This window comes from Enterobacter cloacae complex sp. ECL352 (assembly GCF_020149545.1).
Lineage (GTDB): Bacteria > Pseudomonadota > Gammaproteobacteria > Enterobacterales > Enterobacteriaceae > Enterobacter > Enterobacter asburiae_B.
Map to the genome: position 1 here is coordinate 2,788,713 of NZ_CP083709.1, position 13,567 is coordinate 2,802,279.

At 54.1% G+C, this 13,567-nt stretch carries 16 protein-coding genes; 8 read left to right on the plus strand and 8 right to left on the minus strand.

All coding sequences use genetic code 11. The annotated features are described in order from the left end of the window. Positions 1 to 594 precede the first annotated feature (594 nt). From LBF07_RS13545 to LBF07_RS13555, 3 genes are all read left to right on the plus strand, one after another. On the plus strand, positions 595 to 1,638 hold the full coding sequence (locus tag LBF07_RS13545) for a GlxA family transcriptional regulator (RefSeq protein WP_033144478.1): 1,044 nt from the start codon (positions 595 to 597) through the stop codon (positions 1,636 to 1,638). A 48-nt stretch (positions 1,639 to 1,686) separates the two neighbouring features. Further along, complete coding sequence (locus LBF07_RS13550) at positions 1,687 to 2,511, plus strand: AraC family transcriptional regulator (RefSeq protein WP_033144477.1); 825 nt, start codon at positions 1,687 to 1,689, stop codon at positions 2,509 to 2,511. Between the two features lie 75 nt (positions 2,512 to 2,586). Next, positions 2,587 to 3,552 carry a DMT family transporter gene (locus LBF07_RS13555; protein ID WP_094935133.1) on the plus strand — a complete coding sequence of 322 codons (966 nt, stop codon included), beginning with the start codon at positions 2,587 to 2,589 and terminating at the stop codon, positions 3,550 to 3,552. 79 nt (positions 3,553 to 3,631) lie between these two features. Here LBF07_RS13555 and LBF07_RS13560 read toward each other — a convergent pair whose 3' ends face one another. Beyond that, positions 3,632 to 5,281 (minus strand): methyl-accepting chemotaxis protein, encoded by a 1,650-nt coding sequence (locus LBF07_RS13560; RefSeq protein ID WP_063440651.1) that lies wholly within the window; start codon positions 5,279 to 5,281, stop codon positions 3,632 to 3,634. 243 nt (positions 5,282 to 5,524) lie between these two features. Between LBF07_RS13560 and ytfE the strand changes: the two genes are divergently transcribed. Beyond that, a complete protein-coding gene (gene ytfE / locus LBF07_RS13565) occupies positions 5,525 to 6,187 on the plus strand; it encodes an iron-sulfur cluster repair protein YtfE (protein WP_094935132.1) in 663 nt (220 codons plus the stop codon). A gap of 96 nt (positions 6,188 to 6,283) precedes the next feature. On the opposite strand, the gene cycA is transcribed toward ytfE, so the two are convergent. Further along, the gene (gene cycA / locus LBF07_RS13570; protein ID WP_048977313.1) at positions 6,284 to 7,693 is read right to left on the minus strand and encodes a D-serine/D-alanine/glycine transporter; all 1,410 of its coding nucleotides are present in this window, start codon (positions 7,691 to 7,693) and stop codon (positions 6,284 to 6,286) included. Positions 7,694 to 8,003: 310 nt separating this feature from the next. Continuing rightward, entirely contained in the window at positions 8,004 to 8,624 is a 621-nt protein-coding gene (gene fklB / locus LBF07_RS13575) for an FKBP-type peptidyl-prolyl cis-trans isomerase (RefSeq protein ID WP_008502892.1), read from the minus strand. A gap of 233 nt (positions 8,625 to 8,857) precedes the next feature. Between fklB and LBF07_RS13580 the strand changes: the two genes are divergently transcribed. Next, positions 8,858 to 9,502, plus strand: coding sequence for an OapA family protein (locus LBF07_RS13580; protein ID WP_094935131.1), 645 nt, complete (start codon positions 8,858 to 8,860; stop codon positions 9,500 to 9,502). 67 nt (positions 9,503 to 9,569) lie between these two features. Here LBF07_RS13580 and rplI read toward each other — a convergent pair whose 3' ends face one another. From rplI to rpsF, 4 genes are read right to left on the minus strand one after another with little or no spacing between them, the layout of a single operon-like run. Continuing rightward, on the minus strand, positions 9,570 to 10,019 hold the full coding sequence (rplI, locus tag LBF07_RS13585) for a 50S ribosomal protein L9 (RefSeq protein ID WP_023310148.1): 450 nt from the start codon (positions 10,017 to 10,019) through the stop codon (positions 9,570 to 9,572). Positions 10,020 to 10,060: 41 nt separating this feature from the next. Then, the gene (gene rpsR / locus LBF07_RS13590) at positions 10,061 to 10,288 is read right to left on the minus strand and encodes a 30S ribosomal protein S18 (RefSeq protein ID WP_000135199.1); all 228 of its coding nucleotides are present in this window, start codon (positions 10,286 to 10,288) and stop codon (positions 10,061 to 10,063) included. Positions 10,289 to 10,292: 4 nt separating this feature from the next. Further along, positions 10,293 to 10,607, minus strand: a complete 315-nt coding sequence (gene priB, locus LBF07_RS13595) for a primosomal replication protein N (RefSeq protein WP_094935130.1) — start codon at positions 10,605 to 10,607, stop codon at positions 10,293 to 10,295. A 6-nt stretch (positions 10,608 to 10,613) separates the two neighbouring features. After that, positions 10,614 to 11,009 (minus strand): 30S ribosomal protein S6, encoded by a 396-nt coding sequence (gene rpsF / locus LBF07_RS13600; RefSeq protein WP_014068637.1) that lies wholly within the window; start codon positions 11,007 to 11,009, stop codon positions 10,614 to 10,616. Between the two features lie 341 nt (positions 11,010 to 11,350). Between rpsF and yjfY the strand changes: the two genes are divergently transcribed. Then, positions 11,351 to 11,626 (plus strand): DUF1471 family protein YjfY, encoded by a 276-nt coding sequence (gene yjfY, locus LBF07_RS13605; RefSeq protein ID WP_010427445.1) that lies wholly within the window; start codon positions 11,351 to 11,353, stop codon positions 11,624 to 11,626. Positions 11,627 to 11,793: 167 nt separating this feature from the next. Here yjfY and yjfP read toward each other — a convergent pair whose 3' ends face one another. Then, on the minus strand, positions 11,794 to 12,516 hold the full coding sequence (yjfP, locus tag LBF07_RS13610; protein ID WP_094935129.1) for an esterase: 723 nt from the start codon (positions 12,514 to 12,516) through the stop codon (positions 11,794 to 11,796). A 137-nt stretch (positions 12,517 to 12,653) separates the two neighbouring features. Between yjfP and bsmA the strand changes: the two genes are divergently transcribed. Both bsmA and yjfN read left to right on the plus strand, forming a co-directional pair. Next, complete coding sequence (bsmA, locus tag LBF07_RS13615) at positions 12,654 to 12,983, plus strand: biofilm peroxide resistance protein BsmA (RefSeq protein WP_029740376.1); 330 nt, start codon at positions 12,654 to 12,656, stop codon at positions 12,981 to 12,983. Between the two features lie 136 nt (positions 12,984 to 13,119). Then, positions 13,120 to 13,407, plus strand: coding sequence for a DUF1471 family protease activator YjfN (yjfN, locus tag LBF07_RS13620; protein ID WP_032665074.1), 288 nt, complete (start codon positions 13,120 to 13,122; stop codon positions 13,405 to 13,407). Positions 13,408 to 13,567: the final 160 nt, after the last annotated feature.

Here is a 13,567-nt window from a genome sequence, read left to right on the forward strand (position 1 = left end):
GCCGCTCCGCTAATTCTTCAACGTGCCATCCCGCCGGTAAGGGTTGAGGTAATTGCCTGGCAGATATATTAAAACTGAATCCCTCTTCGCCTGAAGCCATATTCAATTTTGCATGGCCGGCAATAGCATCGACATCAAAGTAGTCGCGCGTAATTTTTCTGATAAGGGTTCCCTCAAGCGCCTCGTCTTTTATCCTCGCGGCAGCCTGAGCAGGTGTGAATCTTTTACCGGAAATATCGTAATACCCACCTTCATCATATTTAAGGATGCCCATCAGGATGGCTAACGATAATAACGTATCCTGCCGTTCCTCTTCCGATAATGACTCAATAATCATTCGACGGAATGCATGATGTGAAGAACTACGCCCAGCTGGACCATAGCCGCCAAAAGCCGTTATTACGGGTAATTTCACCATAATTTATTCTCTCGTGGTCGTGGATTTATTTTATTAAGCAAGTGCGATAATTTCAGATATTAGTTTACAAATCACCAACAAAAGCTAATATGAAAATCCAGCCAAAACGCTGACTTTTTTGGCCACGGCAACGATGAGCTACCAAAAATAATAGTCAAAACAGGTATTAATCAAAAATGACAAATACACAAATAGGATTTGTGTTATGTGAACGCATGCTAAGTTCCGGTCTCAGCCTTCCGATTGAAATGTGGAAAGCGGCAGCCAGTAGCTATTTAGCTGAGCAAAAAACAACATCCCACGCAGGCACGCACAAACCGGAGAAGTCACCCTTCAGGCTCTGTCGCCCGGAGAATATTCTGAAGGTGAATACCATTGGCATAAACAGCGAGCCCATCCTGACGCACAGTGGTTTTAGCATTACCGCCGATACCACCCTTGCCGCAGACAGACACTATGACGTTATCTATCTTCCTGCCCTGTGGCGCAATCCTCGCGCGGTGGTCAGACAACAGCCTGAACTTCTGGAATGGCTGACCGAGCAGGCCGCGCGAGGAACCCGCATCGCCGCCGTCGGAACGGGCTGCTGTTTTCTGGCGGAGTCGGGATTGCTAAACGGAAAGCCCGCCACCACCCACTGGCACTACTTCAAACAATTCTCGCGCGACTACCCCAGCGTAAAATTACAGACAAAGCATTTTCTCACTCAGGCCGATAATATTTTCTGCGCCGCAAGCGTTAAGGCCCTGTCCGATCTGACGATCCATTTTATAGAAACGATATACGGGAAACGTGTAGCCACCCATACTCAACGGACATTTTTCCATGAAATTCGTAGCCAGTTTGAACGCCAATGTTACAGTGAAGAAAACAAACCCCATCCGGATGAAGATATTGTTCAAATTCAAATCTGGATAAAAGCCAACTGCGCCTCGGATATATCCATGCAGAATCTTGCAGATATGGCCGGCATGAGTTTGCGCAACTTTAATCGCCGCTTTAAAAATGCCACCGACATGTCCCCACTGCAGTATTTATTAACCGCCAGAATTGAATCCGCCATGACAATGCTGCAATCCACCAATCTGTGTATTCAGGAGATTGCAAATGCGGTTGGATATCAGGATATTGCGCACTTTAATCGCCAGTTTAAGCATAAAACAACGGTTTCACCGGGGGATTACCGTAAGACCGTCCGGGCAAAGATGTTTAGTGCATAAACTGCGGTCATCTCTGATAATGAAAAGATGACCACGAGGAGGCTCAACGTGCAAGGCGTACCGGAACAGTTTAATGATGAAAGAGACAGCGCGCGCTTTCGCCATCTGGCGCAGCTGCCGGGCCTGGAGCTTTATCACGCGCATATTTCTGACTACGCCTTTGAGCCTCACACCCATGAAGCCTTCGGGATCGGCACGATTGAAACCGGTGCCGAACGCTTTCGCTATCGCGGTACCCAGCATCTCGCGGCGGAAAAATCCGTCGTCACCATGAACCCGGACGAGATCCATACCGGCGAATCCGCCACCGAAGGCGGCTGGCGCTACCGGATGGTCTATATCGAACCCGATCTTCTGGAAGAGGTGACCGGCCTCCGGCACTGGTGGTTTAGCGATGTCACGCGTCATGACCCGCTGCGCTCGCAGCAAATCGGCAGGCTGATTTACGGATTGTGGCATACGGACGATCCGCTTGCGCAAAAAGGATTACTGCTGGATCTGATTGAGACCTTCCAGCCGCTGGCCCATCACGCGCCGGTGATTCAGGAAGGCGCGCACCGCTTCGAACGCGTGCGCGAGTACCTGCACGACAACTACATGCACGCCCTGACGCTGGACGAGCTGGCCAGCGTCGTTTCGCTGAGCCCGTACCATTTCCAGCGCCAGTTCAAAGCCCATTTTCACGTTACGCCGCACCAGATGCTGATGGCCATTCGCCTCTGGCGCGCTAAAGCGTTCCTCACCCACGGCATGCCAGCCGCCGAAGTGGCAGCCGCGACCGGGCTGACCGACCAGTCCCACTTAACCCGCGCGTTTACCCGCCGCTACGGCATTACGCCCGTGCGCTACCAGAAGCAGGTCACCCGGCGCTAATGCGCAATCTCATACAATACGCACGCATTTTCCCCTCCTACACTGCATGCAGCGTAAATACCTGTGGATGGAAAAATGATTAGTGGAGTGTTGTATGCCCTGCTGGCCGGGATGATGTGGGGGCTTATTTTTGTCGGCCCGCTGATCGTGCCCGAGTATCCGGCAATACTGCAGTCGACCGGACGCTATCTGGCGCTCGGGCTGATTGCCCTGCCCCTGGCGTGGCTGGGACGCGCGCGCTTGCGTCAGCTCAGCCGTCAGGACTGGGGCACCGCGCTGGCGCTGACCATGATGGGCAATCTTATCTACTACGTTTGCCTTGCGAGTGCCATTCAGCGTACCGGTGCGCCGGTATCTACCATGATTATCGGCACGCTGCCGGTCGTCATTCCCGTCTTTGCTAACCTGCTCTACAGCCACCGCGATGGCAAACTGGCGTGGTCAAAAATGGCGCCGGCGCTGGTATGCACCGCCATGGGGCTGGTATGCGTCAATATTGCCGAGCTGCATCACGGGCAGGCGGATGTTGACCTGTGGCGTTACGGCTCTGGCATTGTGCTGGCGTTCATTTCCGTGGCGTGCTGGGCATGGTATGCCCTGCGCAACGCGCGCTGGCTGCGGGAGAACCCTGACAAGCATCCGATGATGTGGGCGACGGCGCAGGCGCTGGTTACGCTGCCCGTCTCGCTGGTGGGCTATGCCGGCGCGTGCATCTGGTTAGGCCATCAACAGCCAGACTTCGCCCAACCCTTCGGGCCAAGACCCTGGGTTTTTATCGGCCTGATGGTTGCGATTGCGGTGCTGTGCTCATGGGTGGGCGCGCTGTGCTGGAACATTGCCAGCCAGAAGCTGCCGACGGTGATTTTAGGGCCGCTGATTGTCTTCGAAACCCTGGCCGGACTGCTTTATACCTTCCTGATGCGCCAGAGCTTACCGCCGTTATTCACGGCCTGCGGGATCGCGCTGCTGGTGGTGGGAGTGGTGATGGCGGTAAGAGCGAAGCCGGAAAAACCGAGGGTCATTCCGGCTTCGGAGATGTGAGCATTGCCCAGCGGCGCTGCGCTTGCAGGGCCTACAAAATCGTAGGCCCGGTAAGGCGTAGCCGCCACCGGGCAAGCCCTTAAAACGTTTCCCAGTTCCCTTCAGACGCCGCCGCTACGGGCTGCGCTTTAGGTACATAGGTTTTCACCGGCGCCGCTTTGACCGCCTGGTTGCGGGTGATTTTGAACACCGCCACCGCTTCGTTCAGGCGGGCAGCCTGATCTTCCAGCGCCGCCGCCGCGGCCGCAGATTCCTCTACCAGCGATGCGTTCTGCTGGGTCACGCGGTCCATCTCGGCTACCGCCTGGCCCACCTGGTCAATACCGCGGCTCTGCTCGTCAGAGGCCGAGGCAATTTCACCCATGATGTCGGTGACGCGGGTGACCGCATTAACGATCTCTGCCATCGTCTCCCCGGCTTCGTTGACCAGCTGGGAGCCCGCGTTCACGCGCTCGCCGGAATCATCGATCAGCGCTTTGATCTCTTTCGCCGCCTGGGCGCTGCGCTGTGCGAGAGTACGGACCTCCCCTGCTACCACCGCAAAACCACGGCCCTGCTCGCCCGCGCGCGCCGCTTCAACCGCCGCGTTCAGCGCCAGAATGTTAGTCTGGAAGGCAATACCGTCGATCACGTTAGTAATTTGCGCGATTTTACTGGAACTGGTGGCGATTTCGTCCATTGTACGCACCACGCCTTCCACCACGTTACCGCCCTTCTTCGCCGTTGAGGAGGCGTCCAGCGCCAGACGGGAAGCCTGACGCGCGTTATCGGCGTTCTGCTTCACGGTTGCCGTCAGCTGTTCCATGCTGGCTGCCGTCTCTTCCAGAGACGCGGCCTGCTGCTCGGTACGGGAAGAGAGGTCGTTGCTGCCGGCAGAAATTTCACCGGCACCGGTGTAGATGGTATCCGCACCTTCACGCACCACGCCCACGGTGTTCGCCAGCGAGGTCTGCATCTCCTGAACGTTGCGCGCCAGGATAGCCATTTCGTTCTTACCTTCAGCCTGAATCGGCTGGGTTAAATCTCCCGCCGCAATGGCGCGAATATGGTTAATCACCTCTTCCAGAGGCAGCAGCAGCACGCGGCGCATGGCTACCCAGCTGGAAATAATCACCACAATCACCAGCAGCATAACCGCAGAGAGGATCCACAGGATGCGCTTGTAGTCGCTTTCATTGTCCTGGATGCCTTTATCGGTGAGCGTTGCCTGCGCTTCACGCCATTCACGGTAAACCGCCTGCATCGCGGTCTGCTTTTGCTCCGCGTTCTGCTTGAACATGTCTTCCAGATTGCCCTGGCTCAGCAGGACGTTCATTTGCGTCAGCGTTGCAGAGTAAATGCGGTACTGCTCTTCAAGCCGGTTAGCCAGGTTCTCGTCCAGGCCCGGCGTATTTGGCAGGGCATAGTATTTATCGTAATGGACCTGCGCATCGGCGAGCAGATTTTTCGCCGTGTTGACCAGCTCATTAAGCTGCCCACCGTTAATCTGAGAGGCCATGCTGCTTTGCAGACGCAGCATCCCGCGGTTCAGCGTCACGCGCGCCTGGTTCAGGCTGATCCACGCATCGGTAAACTCCGCCACGTTCTTGCTGGAGAGCTGCGACACGGTGAAGTTGTCTTTATCGTTATTCAGCGCGTTGATAAAGATACCCGCGGAAATCACTTGCATGATGCCGAGCACAAGCAGCACCGAAATCAGAAGGGTAATGACTTTTATACGTTTAAACATGCGTTGCCTTTGTTATATGCAGGTTTGTCTGACGTGGATATATCGGCAGGCGCGGCGGGTTGTTTACTGTTTCTACACCTTTAAAAAGTTTCTAAACCACTTTCCTAAGTCCATTCAGAGAGTTAAACGGGGTATTTTTTTGTGATCTGCATCTCACTTTCCCCTTCCCTCTAAAGGGTTATAGCGCTGGCTTAAAGATGCATTTAATATGCACCTTATATTATTGATGACGAGGTAACTGCTATGGCCTTTCGCGACCAACCCCTTGGCGAGCTGGCGCTCTCCATTCCTCGCGCTTCTGCGCTGTTCCGTAAATACGATATGGATTACTGCTGCGGTGGTAAGCAAACCCTGGCGCGTGCGGCCTCACGCAAGGAACTGGACGTTGAGGTGATTGAAGCAGAGCTGGCGCAGCTGGCCGGGCAGCCCGCCGACAAAGACTGGCGAACCGCCCCGCTCGCTGAAATCATCGACCATATCATCGTGCGATACCATGACCGTCACCGTGAACAGCTGCCGGAACTGATCCTGCAGGCAACCAAAGTCGAGCGCGTACATGCCGACAAACCTTCCGTACCGCGCGGTCTGGCGAAATACCTGACCCTGCTGCACGAAGAGCTTTCCAGCCATATGATGAAAGAAGAGCAGATCCTCTTCCCGATGATTAAACAGGGAATGGGAAGCCAGGCGATGGGGCCTATCAGCGTGATGGAAAGCGAGCACGATGATGCGGGTGAGCTGCTGGAAGTGATCAAACACACCACCCACAACGTCACGCCGCCGCCAGAAGCGTGCACAACGTGGAAAGCGATGTACAACGGCATTAACGAGATGATTGACGACCTGATGGAACACATCAGTCTTGAGAACAACGTTCTGTTCCCGCGGGCATTAGCTGGGGAATAAAAAAGGCCGCTGCGGCCTGATGCCCTCCCCCCGGCCCTCTCCCACGGGGAGAGGGTGCAAAAACTAAAAACGGCAACCGAAGTTGCCGTTTTGCTTTTACCTTACGCCTGCCATACGTTTCTTACCGATAAACACCCAGCCCAGCCCCAGCGCGATAAACCACAGCGGCGTGACGATGAGTGCCTGACGGGTATCATCTTCCAGCGTCAGCAGAACCAGCACGAAGACGAAGAACGCCATGCACACCCAGCACATCAGCTTGCCCAGCGGCATCTTGTAGATCGATTTTTCATGCAGGTGCGGGCGCTGCTTGCGGTACACCAGGTATGAACAGAGGATGATGGTCCAGACGAACATAAACAGGATCGCTGAGACCGTGGTGATCATGGTGAACGCGCCAATCACGCTTGGGTTCACGTAGAGCATCACCACGCCGCCCAGCAGGCACATGCAGGAGAAGGTCAACCCTTTTGCCGGTACCGCGCGCTTCGACAGCTTGGCGAACGCGCTCGGCGCCACGCCTTCCTGCGCCAGACCAAACAGCATACGGCTGGTGGAGAATACGCCGCTGTTGGCAGACGAGGCAGCAGAGGTCAACACCACGAAGTTAATCAGGCTCGCGGCAGCAGGCAGGCCTACCAGCACGAACAGCTCAACGAACGGGCTCTTGGTTGGCACCACGGAGCTCCACGGCGTCACGGACATAATGACGATCAGCGCGAAGACGTAGAACATGATGATACGCAGCGGAATAGAGTTAATCGCGCGCGGGAGAGACTTCTCGGGATCTTTGGTCTCCGCTGCCGTCGTGCCCACCAGCTCAATGCCCACGAAAGCAAAAACCGCGATCTGGAAGCCGGCAAAGAAGCCGCTAATGCCTTTCGGGAACCAGCCGCCGTCATTCCACAGATGGGTAAACGACGCCTGAACGCCCGTTGGCGACTGGAAGTGGGTGAGCACCATCACCAGCCCCACGACGATAAGCCCGACAATCGCCACGATTTTGATCATCGCGAACCAGAACTCCATCTCACCGAACATTTTAACGGTGGCGAGGTTAAGGCTCAGCAGCAGAACAATGACCGCCAGCGAGGCGACCCAGTCCGACAGCCCCGGGAACCAGAACTGCGCGTAGGCGGTAATCGCCACGACGTCCGCCATACCGGTGACAACCCAGCAGAACCAGTAGGTCCAGCCGGTAAAATAGCCCGCCCACGGCCCGAGCAGGTCAGAAGCGAAGTCGCTAAAGGATTTGTATTCGAGGTTCGAGAGCAGCAGTTCACCCATTGCACGCATCACGAAGAAGAGCATAAAACCGATGATCATATAAACGAATATGATCGACGGCCCGGCGAGACTGATGGTTTTGCCTGACCCCATAAACAGCCCGGTACCGATGGCACCCCCAATCGCAATGAGCTGAATATGACGGTTAGTGAGATTGCGCCGTAGCGACTGTTCAGACGACGCCTCTTCGTCGGCGACGACTTTGACCTGATCTACCATGTGATATTTTCCTGTTTATGCCTGTCTGTGTTGTTAAGGCTCTTCTGGCCTTTAAATACGTCAAAAGATGACGTTCCCTTGTAAGGGCTAATCGATATTAGGTAAGAATCGGCGGGATGAATACTATGATTTAGATATTATGTTAATAATATGTTGAAAGTGAGTGTCATATCACTCATACAGCGCGAAACAGCTCACAAAAATACACGCAACAGTTTCGTTTGCAAGATAAAATATTGATTACGTCGTAACTATAGGTTTTAACACTATTTCCTCTCCCCAACCGGGAAGAGGAAATAAGAAAAGTCGATTACAGAATTTCCAGCAGCTCGACTTCAAAGACCAGGGTGCTGAATGGCGGAATGGACGCGCCAGCGCCGCGCTCGCCGTAGGCCAGGTTATGCGGGATAGTCAGTTCCCATTTGGAACCGACCGGCATCAGGGTCAGAGCTTCGATCCAGCCTGCGATCACGCCGTTGACCGGGAACTCAGCCGGTTCGCCGCGCGCCACGGAGCTGTCGAACACGGTACCGTCGATCAGTTTACCGGTGTAATGCACGCGAACGTGGTCGGTACGCGCCGGGATTGCGCCGTCGCCCTGATTGATCACGCGGAACTGCAGACCAGACTCGGTGCTGTTCACGCCTTCACGCTCGCGGTTCTCTTCCAGATATTTCACACCTTCGGCAGCCATCTCTTCGAAGCGCGCGCGACGCACGGCGTCAGCACGTTCGTGGATTTCACGCAGCGCACGGTGCACAACGTCTACCGGAACGGCAGGCTGTTTGCCTTCCAGCGCGTCAGCGATACCCGCCACCAGCGCTTCTGGTAACAGACCTTCCAGGCCGGATTCGCTCAGCTGCTGTCCTACCTGCAAGCCGATACCGTAACTTGCCTGCGCTTCGATAGTGTCAAAAGTCGGGGTGGTCATGGGTTTTCCTTCCATCACATTTAAAGTAGCGGGCAGCATATCAGCCATGCCCTTATGGGTAAAACTTTGTCTGAAGTTAAGGTGACAAACCGCGACGAAACAGAAACAATAGAGATAACCAGGATTAATCCCGAACTGATGTCACGGATGTCGGGTTTACTACGCCGTTCAGGCAGTTAGCAAACTATACTTCGGGGCACAGGATAAAAAATACGCGGAGCAGGAGGAGTGCCATGCCCGGGCGATTTGAACTGAAACCTACCCTGGCGAAAATCTGGCAGGCGCCGGACAATTTTCGCATCATGGACCCGCTGCCTCCTCTGCATCGCAGAGGGATCATCATTGGCGCGCTGATGGTGATCGTGGGCTTCCTGCTTCCTTCCGGGGGCGATGATGTCGATACCGCACCCGTCACCCGCAATGCTCAGCTGGACATTCAGTCGCAGACGCGGCCGCAGCATGACGCACAGCCGATGCAGACGCAGCTTGTGACCCCGTCTAACGATCCGGGTCAGGTCGCGCCGGTTGAGCCAGAACCTATTCAGGATGAACAGCCGCAGGATCAAGCCGCCGCCCCGTCTCAGCCTCAGACGCAAAAGCCTACCGGTATTGAGCAACAGTGGCGTTCCTATCGCGTAGAGCCGGGCAAAACTCTGGCACAGCTGTTCCGCGACCACAATCTGCCGCCAACCGACGTGTATGCCATGGCGAAGGTGGAAGGTGCGGGTAAACCGCTCAGTAATCTGCAGAATGGACAGATGGTACAGGTTCGCCAGAATGCCAGCGGGGTGGTGACAGGGTTAACGATTGATACGGGAAATGGACAACAGGTGCTGTTTACCCGCCAGCCAGACGGCAGTTTTATCAGGGCGCGTTAAGACCCGGTTCTCTAAAAAGCAAAACGCCGGCACAAGGCCGGCGTTTCAACGTGAGCAGAGTAAAAAATTACTCAGCTACAACGTTAACAACCAGTTTAGCGAACACTTCGCTGTGAACCTGGAAGTCAACTTCGTGCTCACCAGTGGTACGCAGAACGCCGTTCGGCAGACGAACTTCGCTCTTAGCCACTTTAACGCCTGCTGCAGAAACTGCATCAGCGATATCGCGAGTACCGATGGAACCGAACAGTTTACCTTCGTCGCCTGATTTAGACGCGATGGTAACGGTGCCCAGTGCGTTGATTGCTTCAGCGCGAGCGTTAGCAGCCGCCAGAACGTCAGCCAGTTTGGCTTCCAGTTCAGCGCGACGTGCTTCGAAAAACTCTACGTTTTTCTTGGTAGCTGGAACAGCTTTACCCTGTGGAACCAGGAAGTTACGTGCGTAACCCGCTTTAACGTTAACCTGATCACCCAGGCTGCCCAGGTTTGCTACTTTATCAAGCAGAATAACTTGCATTACCTTATCCTCTTAAAGTCGTATTAATGGACCGTGCCCGATTACTGATGACGATCAGTGTACGGCAGCAGGGACAGGTAGCGAGCGCGTTTGATAGCGCGAGCCAGCTGACGCTGGTATTTTGCACGAGTACCGGTGATACGGCTTGGGACAATCTTACCGCTTTCGGTGATGTAGTTTTTCAGCGTTGCGATATCTTTATAGTCGATCTCTTGAACGCCTTCCGCGGTGAAACGGCAGAACTTGCGACGACGGAAATAACGTGCCATATGGCTAGTCTCCAGAATCTATCAAATCAATCTGCTCGGCATGCAGAACCATTTTGCTCAGGCCGTTCTTTGCCTTGTGGCAAGAGATGAACCCCTGAACGATTACTGCGCTACCGACCGTTAAACTGTGAGTAATGGCCTGGTTTTCGTGTCCGCTAATAATAACGGGCATTTGGCACCACGCCTGCCGGTGAAACCCGGCTTCCTCTTGCACAGAACGATGCTCAAGCACGAACTGGCAATGCGGAATTCCTGATGGACTGACCTTTCGAAGGGGAGCCCTGCATACGATGCCGGACAACGCCAGACGGTTGGCCATCAGAAATTACTCTTCAGAATCCCCAGCATCAGAATCATCTGCGGTTTCGTTTGCGAAATCATCGCGACGCTCACGGCGCTCGTCTTTCGCTTTAACCATCGGAGATGCTTCGGTAACTGCGTTTTTGGTACGCATAACCATGCTGCGGATAACGGCATCGTTGAAGCGGAAGGTAGTTTCCAGCTCATCGATCACTTCCTGCGGCGCTTCAACGTTCATCAGAACGTAGTGTGCTTTGTGCAGTTTGTTGATCGGGTAAGCCAGCTGACGGCGGCCCCAGTCTTCCAGACGGTGGATCGTACCTTCTGCACCAGTGATGGCAGCAGAGTAACGCTCGATCATACCCGGAACCTGTTCGCTCTGGTCAGGATGGACCATAAAAACGATTTCGTAATGACGCATCGAATTGCTCCTTACGGATTATTCAGCCTCCTGTCTGGGTCAGCCGAGGCCCGGGGAGGCAAGGAACGTGTTAAAGGTCGGCTGAAAAATTGACGCGTCATAATACTTGCGCGCCCCTGGAAACTCAAGCTGATTGCACAAATAATTCGCACAAAGCGCGAAGCGGGTCTAAGTGGGTGATTTAAAATTGGTCACACCCGGAAGCGTTGTTTTTTTGAACAACTGCATCAGAAATGGTCACGCATCCCCGCCGGATGAGTGATTACACTTTAATCAGAGATCGCCTGAATTAAAGAAGGAGCATCCCCCCTCTCGCAGCACGTAGTCGTGGAGCGCATATCATGAAAAAAATCGCATTAGCCATAATGGCGGCGCTTTTGCTCAGTGCAAACGCGATGGCAGCCATCAAGATAGACAGCCGACAGGCCAGAAACATGGATGATGTGCAAAGCTTGGGCGTAATTTACATCAATCATAATTTCGCCACGGAAAGTGAAGCAGATCAGGCATTAAACGAAGAAACCGATGCGCAGGGCGCAACCTATTATCACGTGATGTTAACCCGTGAGCCCGGCAGCAACGGCAACATGCACGCCAGTGCAGATATTTACCGATAACGCTTTAACGCTAGCACCAGGAAAGCCAACAACGAGAACATAGCCATAGTTGACGTTGCCCCCTGCCCGGGGGCTTTTTTTTTGAATGGCTCCGGAATACTCCCGGTAAAAGAGCCCCCTGAGATCCTTCACATGCTGGAAGGTAAGGGCGTCAAAGTCCTGCGCGTTTACAGGTGCTGGCGGAAAAAAGCCACCGTAGCGTCCAGCGCCGTTGGCGTAATGCGGTGGCGGACGCCCGGTTCCCACAGACAGGTCAGATTAGCGTCCAGCCCTTCATTCATTAACGCCTGCTGCAGACGGAAGGTTCCCTCGGGCGGGACCACATCATCCGCGTCACCGTGCCACAGCAGCAGCGGGCGATCGGCCACGCGCGGCAATGCCCGGGTCACTTCCCACTCTGCCAGCGTCGCGGTCATTTCCGTTAAATCCTGAGGGGGAAAGAGGGTCTTCGCCAGCGAAGTAAAGTAGCCCGAGCCCATCAGACAGGCGACAGACTTCACTTCAGGATGATGCGTAATAATCCCCAGCGCCGTCATACCGCCCATCGATGCCCCGGCTACCGCCAGACGATTGTCGGCCACCAGCCCTGCCCCATAAAGCGCATCGCGCAGCCCGGCAAACTCGGTCAGACTCCCGTGCAGAATCTGCCAGAACTGACCCAGCCGCGCCTGTTCATTACCCGTAAAGCGTGCGCCATGGTCGGGTGCATCTGGCATCACCACGCGAAAACCCGCCTGCGCCAGCGCTACCGCAAAATAACTGTAAACCAGCTTCGATGAGGTAAACCCGTGATAAAAAACGACAACAGGCAGCGGTTTATCACGTTTACCCACCGGCATCGCGTGTAAAATTTCATGGTCGCCGAGGTGGCGTATTTCAATTTCAATCATTGTCGACCCTGTGCGAATCTATGATTCATAATGTTGAGAACTGGGTTACGCTTTCGCGTCATTTTCATTCGAAATATACGTACCAGATAACACTTCGGGAACATTCCCCCAAAACTAAATTCACAGACAACTACACTATGGCTATCAGGAAACGAGATATGGTTATGCGCAGGTTTGCTGCTTTATTGCTGGTGTTTCTGCTGAGTGGCTGTAGCGCGCTGCAGGGAACGCCGCAACCCGCTCCACCGGTCGCCGATCATCCACAGGAGATTCGTCGTAATCAGACGGAAGGATTACAACGAATGGGCACCATCTCCGCGCTGGTTCGCGGCTCTCCGGATGACGCAGAATCGGCAATAAAAGCACAGGCCGTCGCCGCCAAAGCAGATTATTACGTCATCATTATGATCGACGAAACCATCATAACGGGACAGTGGTATTCACAGGCCATTTTGTACCGCAAATAATGGTTTTCCTTTGAACGAGATTTACACTGCTTTGCGTCCATAGACATTTTCCTGTCCACAATAAACTCCACGCCCGCATCAATGGAAGGGAGTTTATTAGCGAAGGATTGCCCGGCGGATACCGGATATATGTGAAATGGAGCTGACGATGAAACGAACTCTTGCTTTGACCTCACTGTTGCTCTCAGCAGGCCTGCTGAGCACCACCGCGCAGTCAGCAGAATTCGCCAGTGCTGATTGTGTGACTGGCCTGAATGAAATTGGCCAGATCTCCGTGAATAATATCTCGGGGAGCCCGCAAGACGTTGAACGTGTCGTGGCATTAAAGGCCGATGAGCAGGGTGCTTCATGGTATCGCATCATCCAGATGCAGGAAGATAACCATATCGATCGCTGGCGGGTACAGGCCATTCTCTACGTGTAAACTCCCTCCTGATAAAAGCCACTTATTTTTAGTGGCTTTCCGTTTTTGCAAATTTTTTATCTTATATAAAACCAATAAAGAACAATTAAATAACATTTTGTTACATTAAAACAGTAAACGTAATCCCCGCTCTGCCGTTGAAGAACCATAACTTTTCAAT